This window comes from Mammaliicoccus sp. Q-M61 (genome assembly GCF_022386055.1).
GTDB lineage: Bacteria > Bacillota > Bacilli > Staphylococcales > Staphylococcaceae > Mammaliicoccus > Mammaliicoccus sciuri_A.
The window spans coordinates 362,808-382,723 of the sequence record NZ_JAJNJL010000002.1 but is presented as its reverse complement, the minus strand read 5'-3'; the positions used below and the strand labels follow the sequence as shown (position 1 = coordinate 382,723).

Sequence of the window (19,916 nt, the reverse complement as noted above, 5' to 3'; positions counted from 1 at the left end):
CATCGATGTCATTGTCATCTTTATCTGTGATGCCATCGCCATCAGTATCCTTCGGAGTTTCAATATCAGGTTTACCATCACCATCTTTGTCAGTTGGTTGATCTGAAGATGGATCAGATTCATCTTTATTCGGAATACCATCGCTATCGTGGTCTTCGTCACCATCACTTACACCATTACCATCAGTATCAGGGTTGTTTGGATCAGTACCGATGACTTTTTCATCTTCGTTACTTACACCATCACCATCGATGTCTTTGTCATCTTTATCAGGTGTACCATCTCCATCAGTATCTTTGTCTGAATCAGAATCAGAGCTAGAATTTGAAGTACTGTTAGAGTCAGAACTGCTGTCAGTGTTGCTATCTGAAGTTGAGCCTGAATTACTGTCACTATCAGAAGTACTGTTTGAATCAGAGACTGAATTAGAGTCTGAGTCAGATGTACTATTCTCACCTGAAGTTGAGTTACTGTCAGAGCTGCTATCTGTTTTAGAACCTGAATTATTATCGTCAGAATCAGAAGAATTATCAGTAGCAGAATCAGATCCGCTATTTGAGTTAGAGTCAGAGCTACTATCAGTGTTAGAACCAGAATCGTTATTAGAATCAGGGTTCATGTCCGAACCACTGTTTGCATTAGAGTCTGAGTTGCTGTCATTAGCAGAGTTAGAATCTTTGTCAGATTGACTATCAGAGCTGCTGTCTGTGTTAGAACCTGAATTATTATCGTCAGAATCAGAAGAACTATTAGTAGCAGAATCAGATCCACTATTTGAGTTAGAGTCAGAGCTGCTGTCAGTAGTAGAGTTAGAGTCTTTATCAGATTGACTGTCAGAACTACTGTCTGTATTAGAACCACTGTTTGAATTAGAGTCTGAGCCAGAAGTACTGTTGTCATCTGAAGTTGAGCTAGAATCAGAACCACCGTTTACATCAGAACCTGAGTTGTTGTTAGCATCAGAGCTAGTGTCAGAACCACTGTTTGAATTAGAGTTTGATCCAGAAGTACTGTTGCCATCTGAAGTTGAGCTAGAATCAGAACCACCATTAGTGTTAGAGTCAGAGCCATCGTTAGTGTCAGAATCAGAGTTGCTGTCTGTATTAGAACCTGAGTTGTTGTTTGAATCAGAGTTCATATCAGAACCGCTGTTAGTGTTACTATCTGAGTTGCTATCTGTAGCAGAACTAGAATCATTATTTGAATCAGGATTTGCATCAGGTCCAGTCTTATCATTAGAGTCCGAACTGCTGTCATTAGCAGAGTTAGAATCTTTGTCAGATTGACTGTCAGATCTACTGTCATTAGCAGAGTTAGAATCTTTGTCAGATTGACTGTCAGAACTGCTATCTGTGTTAGAACCAGAGTTCATATCAGAACTACTATTAGAGTTAGAGTCTAAGTTGCTGTCTGCAGCAGAGTCAGAACCATTGTTCGAATCAGGGTTCGCATCAGAACCTCCGTTATCATCAGAGCTGCTATTGCTGTTGTCTACTATCACCTTCACAGGTATTAATTCAGAAGTACTATCTGGATACTTAACTAAAACTCCAAAATCTTGTACGGTTCCACCTGGTATATTTGTTGGAGATGTAACAGTTATAGCACCTGTTTCAGGATTAATTATAGCAGTCCAACCATTAGGTACACTCTTTTCATCTATTTCAAATACACTACCTTTTGGCGCATCATTATCTTTTAGAGAAACCTCAGTAGCTGTACCGCGTTTGACTGGAATTGGTTCTTTTTCATAAGTTGGCTGGTAAGCTGTACTGTTAGGTATTGATAATTCAACTATAAATTCAGTTTCTTCAGAAGTACCATCTGGATATTTAACTAAAACAGTAATTCTTTCTGATTCATCTCCATTAGAATTAGCAGGAGGGGTAACAGTCGCTACACCAGTAATAGGATCAACTGTAGCAATCCAACCATCAGGAACACTATCTTCAGGAATTTCAAACTTAGTACCAGATGGTAACTTTTTATCTCCAGATTGTGATACCTCAAGAGTTTTACCAGGAATAGTAGTTTGATCTTCGTATCCTGGAGTGTGATCTTCAGCTTGATTTGTAACTACTTTAATTGGAACAGTTGTATCGTCAGAAGAACCATCTGGATACTTAACTTTTACAGGAATATTAGCTGAATCTCCATTACTTGCGTTATCAGGAGGTGTAACAGTCACAACACCAGTATTAGGATCAACTGTAGCAGTCCAACCGTCAGGAATTTTAGCACCTTCAGGAATTTCATAAGTTGTACCAGGAGGCAAAGTATTATCACCAGTTTGAGGCACATTTTTAGCTACACCAGGTTTTGTAGGAACCGGCTCATTACCGTAGTTTGGATTATTACCCTGAGCTTCGTTCGGAACTACTGTAACTTTAGCAGTAGCAGTATCTTTAGTACCATCAGGATAAGTCACTTCAACTGGAATATCAGCAGTAGTACCTGATGCTGCATCAGCTGGAGGTGTTGCTGTTACATTACCATTATCTGGGTTAATAGTAGCCGTCCAACCAGCTGGTACGCGGTCACTAGGAATACTGAATTTAGTACCAGCAGGTAACTCTGTATTATCATTTTGTGGTACATCAACAGCCTTACCAGGTTTAGTTTCTCTTGGTATGTCACTGTATCCAGGAGTATTTAGGTCAGCATTTGTTCCAATACCACGCTTAACAATTTTTCTAGTTGGCTCTTTTGATATTTCTTCGTTAGTATTTGCCACTGTAGTTCTATTACCTGTTTCAGGATCAATATTATAAATAGTCGTAACAGTTTTCTTACCAGGAATACCTTCATCAGCGACTTCTTCAATGCCACTAGGTAAATTTGGATCATCTTCATATTCAACTGTAGGCGGAATATCTTCTGTTGTTACCTCTTTAGCCCCTACTTTAATAATTTTATCTTGCTTTTCTAAAAGAGTTTCTTCAGTTACAACAGGATTTGTTTGAGTACCATCTTCAGCTGTTTCAACAGTTTCAATTAACTCACCAGTTTCCTCATTCAATTTATATACAGTAGAAACTTTCTTTTTACCATTTATACCTTCTTGGATTGTTTCATTTGGCTCAGTAGTCAATTTTATAGTATCAGCTTCATAAATTGTCTTGAATTCTATATCTTCTTCTGTTACTTCAAGTGTATTTACATCTACATGTTTTTCAATAGGTGTAATAGGATTTCCATTTTTATCTCTGATATATGAAGAAGTAACATAACCATTACCCTCGTTGTTTTTTAATCTTGTAGTATATTTTGTACGAAGTCCGTCACGTCCTTCTTGAGTAATATTATGTTCGCCTTTTTGCTTAGATTCATCTTGTATTGCTGTAAATACTGTGTTTCTCTCTTCAATTGAAGTTAATTCTACATCATGCCCAATTAAAACAAATCTAGTAATATCACCAGCATTCATGCTTGAAATATTTTTATGATTTGAAGTATTACGATCGATATTACTTAAAGGTGTATTTCTACTACTTGCATCTGGGTTTTTAGGATCACTTAGTGATTCTACAGTAAGTTCATGATTATATAATCTTGCTGTAAAATTATTAATATTGTTCCATACATGATCAGGGTTTGAAGTATCGCCATTAACTAAGTTTTCATAAGTTTTGTTTTTATCACTTAAGTGGTTAGTATTCCATGTCATTACACGGTGGTCACCTTTCCATGTAATAATAGCCTTACCATCACCATAAATCATTGCAGTATTTTTATTTGGATGACGTGTTGTAGCAGTACGTTGAATATTCACGTATTTTGCAGTACCTTCGATTTTTAAACTTGTATCATTAGAAGATAAATTTGGTAAAACTAATACTTCAGAGTGGTCAAAATCAGTATTATCAGTACGTAAATCAAAAGTAGCGTTATTTTTAAGAATAATTTCAGATGCTGCGCCTCTCCATCCTTCCATTACGAAAAGCGCATTATGACTATGAACCTTACCAGTATTTGCATTTCTTAAATGGTTAATTGCATCTAATTTAAAAGTAGCATCTTCTTTAATTATTAGGCGGCTAATTGCTTTGAATCTAACTAAAGTATTGTCACGAGGACTTGGACGTCCTTGATTAATCTTACCGTTTGAAGTAGCTAAAAATTGAGTTCCTCTTCCTAATTCAAAATCCGAATTATCATGCATATTTATAATTTGACCATTACCTCTTTGATCAACATTTACAGTGTTATTTTCTCCAAAGGAAACCATAGCGTATTCGGAATCAAAATTAAAAATATCTTGTCCTTTTAAAGTGATTTTATTATTATCACCAAAAGTTATACGTGAACCTTTGCCTTCAACATAAAAGATATCTTGTGAATTATTACCGTAGTCATAGAACTTAGGATCGTAAGCTTCTATATTAACTTTAGTATTATCTCCAAAAGCAAGTATACCTTTCAGCTTATCTCTTTCGTTGCCTTCACGAGTTGTATAAAGTTTGAAGACTTTACCTTCACCTGTCATAGTCATGTTAATAGTACTACCGTTACTAATTCTTATTTCATTGGCTGCAATAGTTAAATTTTCATTAGCACCTAATTTCCCTGTTTGATGACTTGTAAATTCACCGGAAATATTAACTTTTAGATTTTCATCGTTTACTAATGTGACGCCAGTATGAGTTATATCTCTAAAATTAATAATTTGGTCATGACTATTTGAACCGTATTGAATAAGTCCTCTTGGTCTTCTACCACTACCTGGTCGATTATCTTGTGTATTAATATGGCCATTACTAAATGTGATATTCCAACCTGGTTGGTTTTTACCATTCGTATCCATTTCAAAATAATTCTTGGCAGTATCAAATGAATGCTTATTTAAATCGATAGTAACTGCTCTAGCAGCATTTAGATTAAGTTTTTGAGAATCATTTTTTACGCCGAAAATATTTTTAGTTGGGTTAGGCATTGTAATATCATTATTAAATACAATTTTCCCTACATTTCTATCATTGAGTGCAGCTAATAATTGGTTATAATTACTAACATTTCGCGTTTGTAACACTGCTGCTCTAAATACGCTGCTGTAATTTTCACCTGTTCTAGGTGCTTGTCTTGAAGGTTCTTCTAATGTTGTTGCTTCAACTTTGTCTTTGTTTTGGTTGTTAACGATATCTTCAAGTGATTTGGATGATACGCTGTTTGCATCTACATCAGAAATTGTATTTGTAACTGTTGCTTCAACTGTTGGTGTATCTACTGCAGGTGTTTCTTCAACACTTGCTGGTTGTACTACATCTTCGGTATTACTTGCTGGAACTGTAGTTTCTGCTGTTTCTTCAATACTTGTTTCTTCTTTAGCTACTTCGATTGATTCAGCTTTTGGTTGTTCTGCTTTTTCTACAGTTTCAACTTTAGCAGCTTCTGGTGCTACTGTATCAACTTGAGTTGCTTCTTCTGTTGATGCTGTTTCTGTAGTTGATTTATCTTCTGTTGTTGTTTCTTCGTTAGTTGTTGTATCTTGTGTTGTTTCATCAACTGTAGGTGCTTCGGTAGTTGCTTCTTCTTTTGGTTGTTCTGCTGGTGTTTCAGCTGTACCGATTGATTTAGTTCCTTCTACATTTGATGATTCTTCTATTGCAGATGCTTCATCAACTGGATCTGTTGATTTGCCTTCTGCTTTTTCTTCTTGTGCATGTTTTTGAATTACATTTTCCGATGCAAATGCATCATGAGTTGGTAAGCCTAAGAATATAAGCGTACCGATTAGTATCGAACACGTTCCTACTGTGTACTTACGGATACTAAATTTCTGTAATTTCCGTTGCTTATCCATTAGCAAGCCCCTTTACTATAAAATTTCATAAAAGGCAACTTTACTCATGGCTGAGTTCCCCCGTTACTATTTTGTCTCTATCTCATTAGTAATGTGTTCAGTATATATTCTATTAATGAATCTCAGATATATGAGTGAAGTGCACACTATTAATATGTGAATGGTCGTGCGTAATTAACTCTCCTTTCGTTATAATTATTCACACATAAGATATGAACAAAATTAAATTTCGTTCTGAAATAGTATATCATTTTTAATGTCACTTTCAAATACTATTTATAATAAACTCTATAATTTTTATATACAATTTTTACAACTTACAATATTATGTACAATTTTGATGGAGAATTATTAAGTCGGAATGAAAAGTATTATAACCATTTATTGAAGTCTGTTTATCGTTCGTGTAAATTAGATGAGAAGGTAAATAATATGAAAGAGTTGATTGAAATGCCGCAAATATATTTTGACGCCGCTTCTAAAGGCAATCCTGGAGAGAGTTGTTGTGCATGCGTCATTATTACGGATGATGCGAGACATCATTTCACATCTTATCTAGGTGAAATGGATAATCATCGCGCTGAATGGGAAGCGTTAATCTTCTCTATTCAACAAGCAATTGAATTAGAAGTTGGTAATGCGTTGATTTATACAGATTCGAAATTAATTGCAGATAGTATTGATAAAGATTATGTCAAAAATGCCACGTTCAAACCCTACTTTGAGCTATTTAAAGAATTAGAACGACAATTTGATTTAATATTTGTAAAGTGGATTCCACGAGCTCAAAATAAAGAAGCGAATCAATTGGCACAAACTGCCTTAAGAAAACAATTAAAACATAAATAAAAAGCATATCACGACGGCGCGTGATATGCTTTTTACGTTTAATTATAAGAAGTTTGTTGTTAAATATTTACTTGATACGAATAATTCGTGTTCATTACAGATTTCGATTGATTGTTCGATTTCATGATGATATGTCATTTGATTCAGTAAATCTTCAGTTTCTAATGGTACATCTGTATGAATTTGTGCAAGTTGTTTCGACATAGCTAAGTCATCTCGATATGTGATGATTTTCTTTTGTTGACCTGCTGTTAATTCATTAATGTTTTCAAGAACATTTTCAACAGATTGATATTGTTGTATCAATTTAATTGCCGTTTTCTCACCGATACCTTTAACACCTGGATAACCATCAGCTGTGTCACCCATAAATGCTTTAACATCAACTAATTGATGAGGCTCTAAACCATATTCTTCTCTAAATTTATGAATATCATATTTATTGTAAATATTGAATCCTTTTTTCGTCAGCCATATATCCACATCTGTATTAATACATTGTAATAAGTCACGGTCGCCACTCACGACATATGTTTCATGCCCTTTTTCTTGAGCGCGTTTACTAATTGTTCCTATAACATCATCCGCTTCATAATTTGTTATACCTAAATTGAGTAGTCCTAATTTCTCAGCGATTTCTTTCGCTCGGTCAAATTGTGGAATCATTTCTTCAGGTGGTGCAACTCTATTTGATTTATATGCTTCAAACATATCATTTCTGAAAGTCTTAGATCCCATATCCCAACATACGGCAACATGTGTCGGTTTAATATCATTGATCACTGTATAAGAATGTCTAATAAATCCTTGTACAGCATTCGTAGGAATCCCTTTAGAATCTCTCATAAATTGTTTATGAATGCTTGTAGCATAAAAATGTCTAAATAATAAAGCCATACCATCTATTAATAATATTTTGTTACTCATATTGTGCTCCTTTATATCTCTTTTAAGACGTTTTCGATTTTTTCTATAACATCATTATCGATATTTACAGATAAGTAATCTTCGATGAGTTGAATCGTCTCTTGATTATACTGTCCGATGTACGACTCACCTATTGTATCATAATGTGCAAAATTCTTAGTTAACGCTTCATTAAACGTCACGATTGGATGGTCGATAAGCTTCATTGTATCATTTAAAATTGCATTTTGCGTTTCTTTTACTTTAGATGTCTTAATTAAATCTTTCTTACTCACCGAACTGATTGTTTGTTTCGCAATATCTTGAACGTGAATGCTAATCGGTTCTGGATTGATTTCATTTTCAAAGTCATGTTTAAACTTAGAGATTAAAATAGAAGCATCATTTAATTCAACAATTGTTGGTGTTAATAAATCATCAAATGTTCTCGCATAAAAATTCTTTAACCTTTCTACGATAAGCGAGCTTTCTAGACTTAATTTCTGATTTAAATCATCTACATAATATTTCGTACTCATTTGAAGAGATTGTTTAAATTGATCCGTTACCGTTGATGTATTGAAATGTTTTTTGACGATATCATTAAGTTGTATATTCAATCTGTCTTTCAAGTAATACAGTTGATCGTGAATTTCTTTTTCCAGTTGATGATGTGATTTAATCACAAGTTGATTTGTGAAGTTTTGTTTATCTTTATAACTAAGTAAAGTTGATTTTCTCTTTTCAAGTTGTGCTTTATCTTGTCTATACGTATGCACCATTTGTTCTAATTCATTCGTCAGTTGTTTAATTCTAGATTCTACTTGCGACTTTAGAACTTGCTTACTTTCAACTTTAACAAAGTGATCTAACGCGTCCATAAGTCGTTTGAACTCGTCATCATGTGATTTTAGTGCTTGTTTACTTGAAACTGGATAACACTCTGGCTTAATGTTCAATGCATCTAATGATGATTCTACATAAGATATAACAGCTTGTTTATCTTCTTCAGATTCTGCTAAATCAATGGCGTTAATAACAAATTTCAAACCTTGTGATTGTTGTAAATTATTCATATCACGCATGTAAGTTAAGAACTCACCGTCTTTATCAGTAAAGGCGTGATTATAATAACTTACATAAATAATTAAGTCACTTGATGCAATAATTTGTTCAGTCTCTCTCGTATGTCTTTGGTTATTTGAATTAAGTCCTGGTGAATCGATTATAATCTTGTCTTTTAACCATGCTTCTTCAAGTCTCAAATTAATTTTGTGTACAAATGTAGCATGTGTATCATCTGCTGTTAACTTTTCTAATTCTTCTATATCGAAAGTGACAGATTTGCCTTCTTTTAAGATATCTTTGTAATGATTAAAGTTCGTCTCAATTGCTTCAAAGAATGCTAAATGATTACTAGATAATGAAGGATGTTGTTTAATATCTTTATCGTCAATAAACGATTCAATTGTTGAGTACTGTTTATTGGCGAACTCTGTTATATGGTTAATCTCTTCTAATAATTGCTCATAAGTCTTAAATGTCACTTCTTGTTCAGTACCGTAACTAATTTCAGTAATACTTGCCGTCGTTGGATTCGGTGAACTTAGTAGCACGGGCTTTTGCAAGATAGCATTAATTAAACTACTCTTACCTGCACTAAATGTTCCGAATACAGCAATCTTTGTGATGTTATGCTCTATTCTTTCGACTTGGCTTTCAATATTATGAACTTCACCTTCAAATAAAGGTAGTTTCTTTAAATGATTGATTTGTTCTTTAAGTTGTTGCAGATTATTTTCTTGATGTTCCGTTTGAACTTCTTTGAATTGTTGTTTCGTTTCTTTCTTATCTTCTAGGTCAAGGTCATTTATATGAATAAAATGTCTATCTATTAGTTTATCGATAGATTCATCAAGATGAATATAATAATGTTGATAATTGTTTGTGATAAGTGATGTTTTTAGATTTTTAAATTCAACATATGTTTCATATTCATTTAATTGATTTGTTTCTTCATTAGACTCGTTATGCACTTCACTCGAATTAACGATTTCCTCTATTAATTGATTTGTTTCATTGCGTATTTTTCGATTAATCATTTCTGTAATGCCTTTAGAATAAATTAACACGTAATCATTTGTAATCGATGTTTGCTCTTGTACTTGACCACTTAATTCTTCTTTACTAATCGTATATTGCTGGTTGATGATTTTCTCGAATAAGTCTGCATCTTGAATGTATTTGTTTAAGTTCTCTAATGATTTAATCCAAACTTTCGTAATTTCATCATGAATTTTGATGTCTAAAGCTTCTTTCACTTGTTCAAGCGTTTCATCTTGAATCATCGCTTTCTTCTTATCTTTATTAAATAGCCCTTTCACTTTATAGTCTTTAGCAGTTGTTTTTAAATAATGTCGAATCGTTTCTCGCATTTCATAAGGCATCAAATAAGCGTTATCTAAAATCTCTTTGCGCTTTTCTTTTAAATTTGAAGTGAATTGATCTTTATCTTGAATTAATGATTGTTCATTTTGGACGTTGAATTTTTCTTTATAAGCTTGATAATCATCATCGAATGTTTCTTCAGTAGAATCAATATCAGAAAGAATCGTTTCCATATGTTGATTAATATATTTCAGCTGTTCTTGTTTAATGTAATTCGTTACACGGTCTATAAATACTTGGTGTTCCGTACGTTTTTGATCAAGCTGATGGATATATTGATTAAATGACTGCTTCTCATTGTTCGGCGTATCATATTTAGATACATAAAATATCTTCTCTAAATTCAGTTTCCAATCTGTAACGGCTTTCTTGACACGATTTTTATATGTATCAAACGAGATTTCATCTTCGTCATGTTTGTCGACTTGGTTAACTACCAATATAACCGGAATATCCAACTTGTTTAAGGATTTAATAAAATTAAAATTCATATCCGACTGCACATGGTTATAGTCGACTGTATAAAATACATAATTAGATGTCAGCAAATATTGAAAAGCACTTTCTCTATGGTTGTCACTCATTGAATCGACACCAGGCGTATCTTGGAAAGTAAAGCCTTTATTAAATTTATCTGAAGTAAATTCAATTTCGATAGATTCCACTTCTCTATCTTCAGTATTAAGCCTTTTAACATCTTCTTGATTATCTACGACTGTATATTGATTGTTGTTTAAATTAACGGAAATGCTGTTTTTGTCTGAAGAAATCAGTTGTGCTGTGTTGCTTGTCGTTGGAACAGGAGAACTTGGTAATATATTTTGTCCGATAACATTGTTAATTAATGTAGATTTCCCTGCTGAAAAATGTCCGACAAAACTCACTGTATATTGTTCGTTATATATTTTTTTAATCATTTCATTGATTTGTTTAATTAATGGTTGGTTAGATGACTTTTCGATTTCTTTTTTTAATTTATAAAGTAAATCTAATGATGCTTGATTACGATCCATTTTAATTCCCCTTTATTTTTACACAAATAATTTAAATAGTGTGATTTACATCACATTAATTTTTTAATCTCTATTCTATTATAAATAATGAAGAGAATATAAGAAAGGATGAATAAAATGACAGTCCAAAATAATGACCTAAACAAGAAGACTGATGACCACTCTCATGATGATCTGGATTTAAGAGGCACACTGTATTCAGTCTTCACATTGGGAGGCATCTTTGCAGTATTATGGGTAATTTGTTTTATTTTATTTTTAGTAAGAATTTAAGGGGTGAAATCTGTGCATAAATACGAAAAGTTATGGCTAAAAGTCGGCATTAGCTCATTAGTCATTTTCTTAACAATTTTGATGATTACAGGTTTGCATAATGGACATACGCCAGCCGCTTCTGGTAGAGACTATGTTAATCCTGATAAAGTCGATCAAATCGAACCTTTCAACAAACCAGGTTTACACAAAGTTAGCGGCAAAGATTACGACTATGAATTAGTTATTCTTGCTTCAGCTTTCAATTATCAACCAGGTAAAGTCGAAATTCCTAAAGGTTCAAAAGTAAAAATCATTGCGACAAGTAAAGATACTTTGCATGGATTTAGTTTACCAGGCACAAACGTCAACATGATGTTAGAACCTGGACATATTAGTGAATATTACAAGACATTCAATGAGAAACGCGAATATTTAATCATCTGTAATGAATATTGTGGTATCGGACATGCAGATATGAAGTCGATGATAAAGGTTGTGGATAAAAAATGATAACACGATTAAATAAGAATGATAGCAGACTTGTAATGGCGCATATGTATGTAGCTATTGGTTGTTTAGTCCTTGGTGGATTAGCAGGTTTGTTACAAACATTAGTAAGATCAGGATATTTACAATTACCTAAACAAATTTCTTATTATCAAATCTTAACAGTGCACGGTATCGTATTAGCGTTAGTACTGACAACTTTCTTTATCTTAGGTTTCCAATTTTCTGCAGTAGCTAAGACATCTGGACATTTAACGTCTGTACAAAGAAAGTTCGGTTGGGTTGGATTTTGGGTAATGATTATTGGTACGCTCATGGCAGCAACAATGGTTCTATTAAACAAAGCCACTGTTTTATATACTTTTTATGCACCATTAAAAGCACATGCTATTTTCTATATTGGTATGGCGCTTGTTGTTGTAGGTAGCTGGATTTCTACAGTTGGACAAATTTTAAAATATATAGAGTTTAAGAAGAAAAATCCAGGTAAGAAATCTCCCCTACTAAGCTATATGGTAGCTATTAATGGGGTAATGTGGATTGTATGTTCATTAGGTGTTGCTGCAACAGTACTCCTTCAGTTAATTCCTTGGTCATTAGGCTTAGTTGAAAGAGTAGACGTAACATTAAGTAGAACATTATTTTGGTATTTTGGTCATGCACTTGTTTATTTTTGGTTATTACCAGCTTATATGTGTTGGTATGCAATTATCCCGAAAATTATTGGTGCAAAAGCATTCTCAGACAATTTAGCAAGAATGTCATTTATGCTATTCTTATTCTTCAGTATTCCTGTTGGGATACATCACCAATTAGTTGAACCAGGTATTGATGATACATGGAAATACTTACAAGTTGTATTAACATTTATGGTTGTCATTCCTTCATTGATGACAGCATTTAGTTTGTTTGCAACATTTGAAAATTACGGTCGTTCTAAAGGCTATAAAGGATTATTCACATGGTTCAAATCTTTACCATGGAATGACGCAAGATTCGTATTACCATTCTTAGGTATGTTAGCCTTTATCCCAGGTGGTGCAGGTGGTTTAGTAAACGCATCTGCACAAATGAACGGATTAATTCACAATACAATTTGGGTAACTGGACACTTCCATTTAACAATCGCTTCAGCGGTCATCATGACATTCTTCGGAATTATGTACTGGTTAATACCTCATTGTACAGGTAGAAAACTAACTAAATTCACAAATAAATTAGCACTTATGCAAGGTTATACTTGGGCAATCGGTATGACAATTATGAGTGGCGCGATGCACTATGTTGGATTAGTAAAAGGTGCACCAAGAAGATCAACATATTCAGAATATGGCGGTGCTAAACAAGCTGCTGAATGGATACCATATCAAGTACTACAAGCAGTTGGGGGAACAATTTTATTTATTTCTATAATATTAGTCGTAATGGTGTTTATACACTTAGCCTTCTTATCACCTAAAGGCGAAGAAGAATATCCAGTATCAGAAGCATTGGACGAAGAACAACCAGTTATTAAATTTGTTGAGAACTGGAGATTCTTAATCATCGTGACAGTATTGCTTATCTTAATCGCATATACTGTCCCTATCGGACAAATGTTCACAGATCCAGCACCAGGAGCCAAAGGATTAGGAGAAGGCAAACTTTGGTAATACTAAATTAATATATTTAACTTAGAACCTTCATACAATGATGAATAATAGGAAGACTGGCAACAAATCTTTAGAAGATGCGTTGCCAGTTTTTTTGTGGGGGTTGGGTGGTGCTTGTAATGAATATCTCTAGTCTAATATGTTGGATAACTATGGTGAATAGTCGAGAAATAGTACAAGTCATGGCTTAACGACCTACTTAAGCCAAGAGATGAGCCAAGTCGTGGCTTAATGTCTGAATAAAGCCAAGAGATGAGCCAAGTCATGGCTTAATGTCCTAATAAAGCCAAGAGATCGTCTAAGTCGTGGCTTAATGTCTGAATAAAGCCAAGAGATAACCCAAGTCATGGCTTAACGCCCAACTTAAGCCAAGAGATATTAAATCTAGTCCAAACCATACATCCCCACTATTCTCCAAACAAAAAAACCACCTGCTCTGCAGGTGGTTTCCTCTTTCCTACTATACTATTTATTTCGTTTGCCCCAATATTGATAGTACGTACATTCAATATAGCCATTAAAGAGTTTTCTTCTTTTTGTGGCTTTTTTACCTACTAATGGTTCAAATTCTTTATAGCTTGTAAGCATATATAATGATGCTTGGTCATTTTGTTTCATGATTTCACCTAAGTGTTTGTACATTGCTTCTACTTCACTTCGTTCACCGATACGTTCGCCATATGGTGGGTTCCCGATTATTGAAACGGGTCCTTCTGGTACTTCTAGGTTATGAACATCTTGGACTTTAAATTGAATAATGTCCCCTAACCCAACTTCTGTTGCATTGTCTTTCGCAATTTCAACCATTTTAGGATCGATATCGCTTGCTATGATATTAATTTCTTTATCATATAATGCCGCTTCATCTGCTTCTTGTCTTAATTGGTCATACAACCCTTCTGGTATGATATCCCAATCTTCACTCGCAAACTCACGGTTAAATCCTGGTGCAATATTTTGAGCGATGAGTGCTGCTTCTATTGCAAGTGTACCTGAACCACAGAATGGATCTATAAATGGTGTTTCACCGCTCCAATTTGTTAATCTAACAAGTGCTGCAGCTAATGTTTCTTTCATAGGTGCGTCACCTTGTGCTAAACGGTAACCTCTTTTATGAAGTCCTGAACCTGAAGTGTCGATTGTTAATAAAGCTTCGTCTTTCAGTAAGGATACTTCAACTTGGTATTTACTACCTGTTTCATCGATCCAACCTTTAATTTGATACGCATGTTTCAATCTCTCAACTATCGCTTTTTTAACGATTGCTTGACAGTCGGATACGCTGAATAATTTAGATTTAACACTTTTACCTTGAACTGGGAACATACCTTGAGCGCCAATTACATCTTCCCATGGTAATGATTTCGTCTTTTCGAATAATTCATCAAAAGTTGTTGCATGGAATCGTCCTACTACGATTTTGACTCTGTCAGCAGTTCTTAACCATAAATTTGATTTAACGATTGCTGTTTCATCACCTTCGAAAAGTACGCGACCGTTTTCTACTTTTGTTTCATATCCTAATTCTTGAACTTCTTTAGCAACAATTGATTCTAATCCCATTGGACTAGTAGCGAGTAATTGATACATGCATATACTCCTTTATATTTAAATTATCATTATTTACAAATAAAAAGCTCTCCTACTTGGGAGAGCGACACTAGTAAGTGATAAATCTGTAAGCCATGTTTTGTCCTTTAGTACTGCTAACGTGTACTAGTTACACTCGTACGCCAGTGATAATCATCTGTCTGTATGATTACATACCTTCTTATTCCGTTCATTTCCGTCAAAGAAGTGCTCCTACCAATTTTGGATTGCTCACTCGAGGGGTTTACCGCGTTCCACCTTTTACATTTCTGTAAAAGCTACGTCACTGTGGCACTTTCAAACTACTTTAACCATATTATTACTAACTTAGGTTATTTCATTGCCGTCAATTATTTGCCCTGGCTTATTGTTTCGCCAAGCACGAACACTACATTCATCTCAGAATGTGTGAGCATGGACTTTCCTCTACTTAACGTAGCGATTATCCGAAATACCACTCAACAAAGAATTATAGCATAAACAGCGTTAAATAACTATCATTTATTCGCCAAATACTGCTTTTTCAAGATTAGAAATTCGTTTCAAGATATCTACATTATTAGAATTGTATTGTTGAGAGCCTTGTGGTCTGCCTGACGCGACACGGATTCTTAACTGTTCGATTTCTTTTTTAAGTTTAGAATTTTCTTCTGTCAATTTGATGACTTCATTATTTAAATCAGCCATTTTTTGATAGTCTGAAATAATGTCATCTAAAAAAGCATCTACTTCTTCAGTTTTGAAACCTCTTAAACCTCTTTCGAATTCTTTTTCATAAATATCTTTTGCAGATAGCTTTAATGCTACATCAGCCATTTTTACACCTCATTTAATATGATTCGTTGTCATTATTATAATTAAATTCCATAAAGTCTTGTAAATCCATGAATGTAATAACATTATAAGTATAGTTTGTCTTTTCAGCAAAATCAACTAACTTACTTTTGAAGTATTTAGGTGATGCTTCTTGTTCATCATCATAAAATAATATCGTCTTATCGGTATTATCGAGTATAAATTCATTGGCTTGTTGAAATTGGAACCCACCTTGATACTCACTTTGATGAATCGCATTAACATAGTCTGCTTGTGCAACAATATTTTGATAAGCTTGCTGGTTTGTTTCGTTCCATTTATTATAGTGATTTAAAAATGGTGTCAATATCGCAAGTTTCAATTGAGGGAATTTATTTTTCATTTCAATTGTTACTTCTGCTGCCCAAAGTTCAAATCCTAATTGTCCTGAAATAATGACCCACTCCATACCTTCTTCTATTTCTTGCTCAATGATTTCTTTAAGATATGCTTTGATGACTTTCACTTCTGGTTGATCATTTTTAAAAATATTCAGTTCAAACGGTTTGTATCCCGTAAAATATACAGACGTCATGATAAATCACCTATATGGGTATAAATATAATTTAAATCATGTTGTACGGCTTTATGCTTTTCAAAGAAGAGTTTCTTACTTGTACGTTTATAATGGCATTCTACAGACAACTCTTTATAGTTACTAATTAAGAGTTGGAATTTCTGTTCATTCATATATTGTAATTTCAATACGGCATCTTGATGAACAGCAAGTTTGTCTAGCAGAACATCGACTTGTTCTACAAATGGTACGACATCTTTATAAAAGTCGTATTCATGATCGTCTTTCGCGTGTTGAAATATATCTAACATGTTATTTAATTTATTTAAAAGTTCTTGTATCATCGCTACACCTACTATTAATGAAGTTTGTATTTTAAATGTGCTCACGATAAAATGATAACATAACTAGAAAAGTTCTAGAATATTTATGTATCATAAAAAACTTTTGTAACTTATAATGAAATAAGGTATAATATTTAGAGTTTTATGATATGAAGCTAGGTGATGAATTTGAATTATCCAAACGGAAAAAAAGTAACAAAAAATACTTCTAAAGTCTCAATCCAAGATGATCCTAAATATAGTAGAATACAATATGGTAAACGGGGTATGAGATTAGAGGAGGAAATTGATAAATCCAATGAATACTTCAGATTAGAAAATATAGCAGTTATTCATAAGAAACCGACACCTATTCAAATCGTTGATGTTGACTACCCTAAAAGACAAAAAGCTGTCATTAAAGAAGCTTATTTTAGAAAACCTTCAACAACAGATTATAACGGTGTTTATAATGGATACTATATTGATTTTGAAGCTAAGGAAACGAAAAATAAAACAAGTTTCCCTTTAAATAATATCCACGATCACCAAGTATCACATATGGAACAAGTATTAAACCAAAAAGGTATATGTTTTTTGTTGATAAAATTTAGCTATCATGATAGCGTATTTTTATTGCCTTTTAGGAAGTTTATGGTATATTGGGACAGATATAAATCTGGAGGCAAGAAGTCCATCACGCTTAAAGAGATTGAAACTGATGGTTACTTAATACCAATCCAATTTAAACCAAGAATTAACTACATAACAATAGTTGATCAATTGATAAAAACAGAAAGTGAGGCGCTCAAATGAGTCAATCAAAAGCTTCTAATAGTAAAAATGGTAAAGAACAACCTAAGAAGAAGAGGAATATCAAAAGGACGATAATTAAGGTGTTCGGTATTCTCGTGCTAGCATTCTTAGCAATGGTAATCATAGGTGTTCTCGTATTTGCATATTATGCTTGGAAAGCTCCTGCTTTCAATGAAAGTGCGCTTAAAGACCAATTACCAACTAAAATTTATGACAAAAATAATAAACTTGTCACGACCCTCTATATGGGACAGAAGAGAGAACATGTTAAATTTGACGATGTTCCAGATCAGATGAAAGATGCTGTACTTGCAACTGAAGATAATCGCTTCTACGATCATGGTGCATTAGACTACAAACGTTTATCTGGAGCAGTTATGAAGAACTTTACAGGTGGCTTTGGTTCACAAGGTGCATCTACATTAACACAACAAGTTGTAAAACGTTCATTCTTAACAGATAAGAAATCCATCGAAAGAAAAGCTCAAGAAGCTTACCTTTCATATAGATTAGAACAAGAATATTCTAAAGATGAAATCTTTGAAATGTACTTAAACAAAATCTATTACTCAGATGGTATTTACGGTTCTCAAACAGCAGCTAAATATTACTTCAATAAGAAATTAAAAGATTTAAACTTAGCTGAAACAGCTTACTTAGCAGGTTTACCACAAGTGCCAAACCAATATAATATTTATGATAATCCTGAAGCGGCTGAAAAACGTAAAGACACAGTTCTTTATTTAATGGAAAGACACGGTAGAATCACTAAGAAAGAAATGAAAGAAGCACAAGATACACCTATCGATAAGAACTTAGTTAAACGTACAGTTGAAGAAAGAAACGACGCAATGACTGATACACCAGACAATGAGTACGCTTCTTATATTAACTACGTTAAACAAGAAATTACTCAGAACAAAGCGTTCAAAGGTCAATCATTGAATGATATCATGACGAGTGGTCTTAAAATCTACACAAACATGGATAAAGATGTTCAAAAAACATTACAAGAGTCAGTTGATAATGGTACATTCTACAAGAATAAAGACCAAATTACTGGTTCATCTATAGTAGATACGAAGACTGGTAAATTAGTCGGTATCAGTGGTGGTAAAGATTACAAAGATGTAGTTGATAGAAACCAAGCAACAGACGTTCATCCTACAGGTTCATCACTTAAACCGATATTAGCTTATGGTCCAGCAATTGAGAATATGCAATATGCGACAAACCATAAGTTCCAAGATGAAAGTCAATATAATATCAATGGTAGTATCTTCAAGAACTATGATGGTCAAGGTCACGGCTCAGTTACAATGGCTGATGCATTAGCAAGATCATACAACATTCCAGCATTGAAATCTTGGCAAGAAACAAACCAAAACGCTGGTGAAAAAGCAGTTAAAGACTTTGCTTCTAAAGTGAACTTAAATTATAAAGAAGAAATTGGACCTTCAGAAGTACTTGGTGGTTCACAATCAGAATTCTCCCCTACTCAATTAGCATCAGCATTTGCGACTATGGGTAATGGCGGAACATATAACGAAGCAAAATCAATTAGAAAAGTTGTCACTCAAGATGATGAAACAATCAAATTCTCAAGCGAAAGCCATAAAGCAATGGAAGACTACACAGCATACATGTTAACTGAAATGCTGAAAGGAACATTCCAAGCATACGGTTCAGCTTATGGATATGGCATTAACGGTGTGAACGTAGCAGCTAAAACGGGTACTGGTACTTATGGTGATGAAGTATATAGTGAATATCAATTACCTGAAAATGCAGCGAAAGACGTTTGGATTACAGGTTATACACCACAATACACTATGTCAGTATGGATGGGCTTCAACAAAGTTAAAGAATACGGTGAGAACTCATTCTTAGGACATGATGAACAAATTAAACCACAAATATTATTCAATGAAGTTATGTCAGAAATCTCTAATTATGACGGTGCAGACTTCGAAAGACCTGATTCAGTAACAGGAAGCGGTAAAAGCTTAAGTGTTGCAGGTAACGAAGACAATAATACAACATCAAGCTCAGCACCTAGCTCTGGTAATAGTCGTAATCAGCAAAATAATTATAACTTCTCAAACAATAATAATAATGTAACAACAAACGAACCACAGACAAATTCAAATACATCTAGAACGCAACAAAACAATACACAACAACAGTCATCTACAAATCAAAACGTAACAACTGAAGAACAAACGACAGAAACACCAACAACAGAAGAATCAGATTCAGACTCTGACAATAGTAGTTCAACCTCAGATGCAGCAAAACAAGCTGCCAAAGAAGAGAAAGATGACTAAGATATAGAAAAAGCATCACATCCCGCAAAGGATGTGATGCTTTTTTGATTATAATATT

At 33.8% G+C, this 19,916-nt stretch carries 12 protein-coding genes and 1 other RNA gene; 5 read left to right on the top strand and 8 right to left on the bottom strand.

The window, feature by feature from the left end:
• Positions 1-5,800: YPDG domain-containing protein (locus LQ677_RS05325; RefSeq protein ID WP_239748147.1), on the bottom strand; the 5,800-nt coding region annotated here is incomplete at its 3' end.
• Between the two features lie 450 nt (positions 5,801-6,250).
• Between LQ677_RS05325 and LQ677_RS05320 the strand changes: the two genes are divergently transcribed.
• The gene (locus LQ677_RS05320) at positions 6,251-6,649 is read left to right on the top strand and encodes a ribonuclease HI family protein (RefSeq protein ID WP_239748146.1); all 399 of its coding nucleotides are present in this window, start codon (positions 6,251-6,253) and stop codon (positions 6,647-6,649) included.
• A 42-nt stretch (positions 6,650-6,691) separates the two neighbouring features.
• Here LQ677_RS05320 and LQ677_RS05315 read toward each other — a convergent pair whose 3' ends face one another.
• Both LQ677_RS05315 and LQ677_RS05310 read right to left on the bottom strand, forming a co-directional pair.
• On the bottom strand, positions 6,692-7,576 hold the full coding sequence (locus LQ677_RS05315) for a 5'-3' exonuclease (protein WP_103361645.1): 885 nt from the start codon (positions 7,574-7,576) through the stop codon (positions 6,692-6,694).
• A gap of 11 nt (positions 7,577-7,587) precedes the next feature.
• Complete coding sequence (locus tag LQ677_RS05310; protein ID WP_239748145.1) at positions 7,588-11,016, bottom strand: dynamin family protein; 3,429 nt, start codon at positions 11,014-11,016, stop codon at positions 7,588-7,590.
• Between the two features lie 285 nt (positions 11,017-11,301).
• On the opposite strand from LQ677_RS05310, the gene LQ677_RS05305 reads away from it, so the two are divergent.
• Positions 11,302-11,781, top strand: a complete 480-nt coding sequence (locus LQ677_RS05305) for a cytochrome c oxidase subunit II (RefSeq protein WP_025905838.1) — start codon at positions 11,302-11,304, stop codon at positions 11,779-11,781.
• The gene (locus LQ677_RS05300) at positions 11,778-13,430 is read left to right on the top strand and encodes a b(o/a)3-type cytochrome-c oxidase subunit 1 (RefSeq protein ID WP_037588128.1); all 1,653 of its coding nucleotides are present in this window, start codon (positions 11,778-11,780) and stop codon (positions 13,428-13,430) included. Before LQ677_RS05305 ends, LQ677_RS05300 begins: the two co-directional genes overlap by 4 nt.
• A gap of 465 nt (positions 13,431-13,895) precedes the next feature.
• Here LQ677_RS05300 and LQ677_RS05295 read toward each other — a convergent pair whose 3' ends face one another.
• From LQ677_RS05295 to LQ677_RS05275, 5 genes are all read right to left on the bottom strand, one after another.
• Entirely contained in the window at positions 13,896-15,020 is a 1,125-nt protein-coding gene (locus tag LQ677_RS05295) for a THUMP domain-containing class I SAM-dependent RNA methyltransferase (protein ID WP_191835577.1), read from the bottom strand.
• A gap of 84 nt (positions 15,021-15,104) precedes the next feature.
• Positions 15,105-15,474, bottom strand: an RNA gene (rnpB, locus tag LQ677_RS05290) — RNase P RNA component class B.
• 47 nt (positions 15,475-15,521) lie between these two features.
• Positions 15,522-15,836, bottom strand: coding sequence for a cell division regulator GpsB (gpsB, locus tag LQ677_RS05285; protein WP_037588130.1), 315 nt, complete (start codon positions 15,834-15,836; stop codon positions 15,522-15,524).
• Between the two features lie 13 nt (positions 15,837-15,849).
• The gene (locus tag LQ677_RS05280) at positions 15,850-16,413 is read right to left on the bottom strand and encodes an SLOG family protein (protein WP_185805826.1); all 564 of its coding nucleotides are present in this window, start codon (positions 16,411-16,413) and stop codon (positions 15,850-15,852) included.
• On the bottom strand, positions 16,407-16,781 hold the full coding sequence (locus LQ677_RS05275; RefSeq protein ID WP_308193303.1) for a DUF1798 family protein: 375 nt from the start codon (positions 16,779-16,781) through the stop codon (positions 16,407-16,409). The genes LQ677_RS05280 and LQ677_RS05275 overlap by 7 nt, the downstream gene beginning before the upstream one ends.
• A 123-nt stretch (positions 16,782-16,904) precedes the next feature.
• On the opposite strand from LQ677_RS05275, the gene recU reads away from it, so the two are divergent.
• Both recU and LQ677_RS05265 read left to right on the top strand, forming a co-directional pair.
• On the top strand, positions 16,905-17,531 hold the full coding sequence (gene recU / locus LQ677_RS05270; protein WP_037588134.1) for a Holliday junction resolvase RecU: 627 nt from the start codon (positions 16,905-16,907) through the stop codon (positions 17,529-17,531).
• Positions 17,528-19,858, top strand: coding sequence for a transglycosylase domain-containing protein (locus LQ677_RS05265; RefSeq protein WP_126477464.1), 2,331 nt, complete (start codon positions 17,528-17,530; stop codon positions 19,856-19,858). The genes recU and LQ677_RS05265 overlap by 4 nt, the downstream gene beginning before the upstream one ends.
• The last annotated feature ends 58 nt before the right edge of the window (positions 19,859-19,916 follow it).

Coding starts and splice junctions, on each gene's coding strand:
- LQ677_RS05295 (WP_191835577.1), bottom strand. CDS start 15,020: ATGTATCAATTACTCGCTACTAGTCCAATGGGATTAGAATCAATTGTT.
- LQ677_RS05320 (WP_239748146.1), top strand. CDS start 6,251: ATGCCGCAAATATATTTTGACGCCGCTTCTAAAGGCAATCCTGGAGAG.
- LQ677_RS05265 (WP_126477464.1), top strand. CDS start 17,528: ATGAGTCAATCAAAAGCTTCTAATAGTAAAAATGGTAAAGAACAACCT.
- LQ677_RS05300 (WP_037588128.1), top strand. CDS start 11,778: ATGATAACACGATTAAATAAGAATGATAGCAGACTTGTAATGGCGCAT.
- LQ677_RS05315 (WP_103361645.1), bottom strand. CDS start 7,576: ATGAGTAACAAAATATTATTAATAGATGGTATGGCTTTATTATTTAGA.
- LQ677_RS05310 (WP_239748145.1), bottom strand. CDS start 11,016: ATGGATCGTAATCAAGCATCATTAGATTTACTTTATAAATTAAAAAAA.
- gpsB (WP_037588130.1), bottom strand. CDS start 15,836: ATGGCTGATGTAGCATTAAAGCTATCTGCAAAAGATATTTATGAAAAA.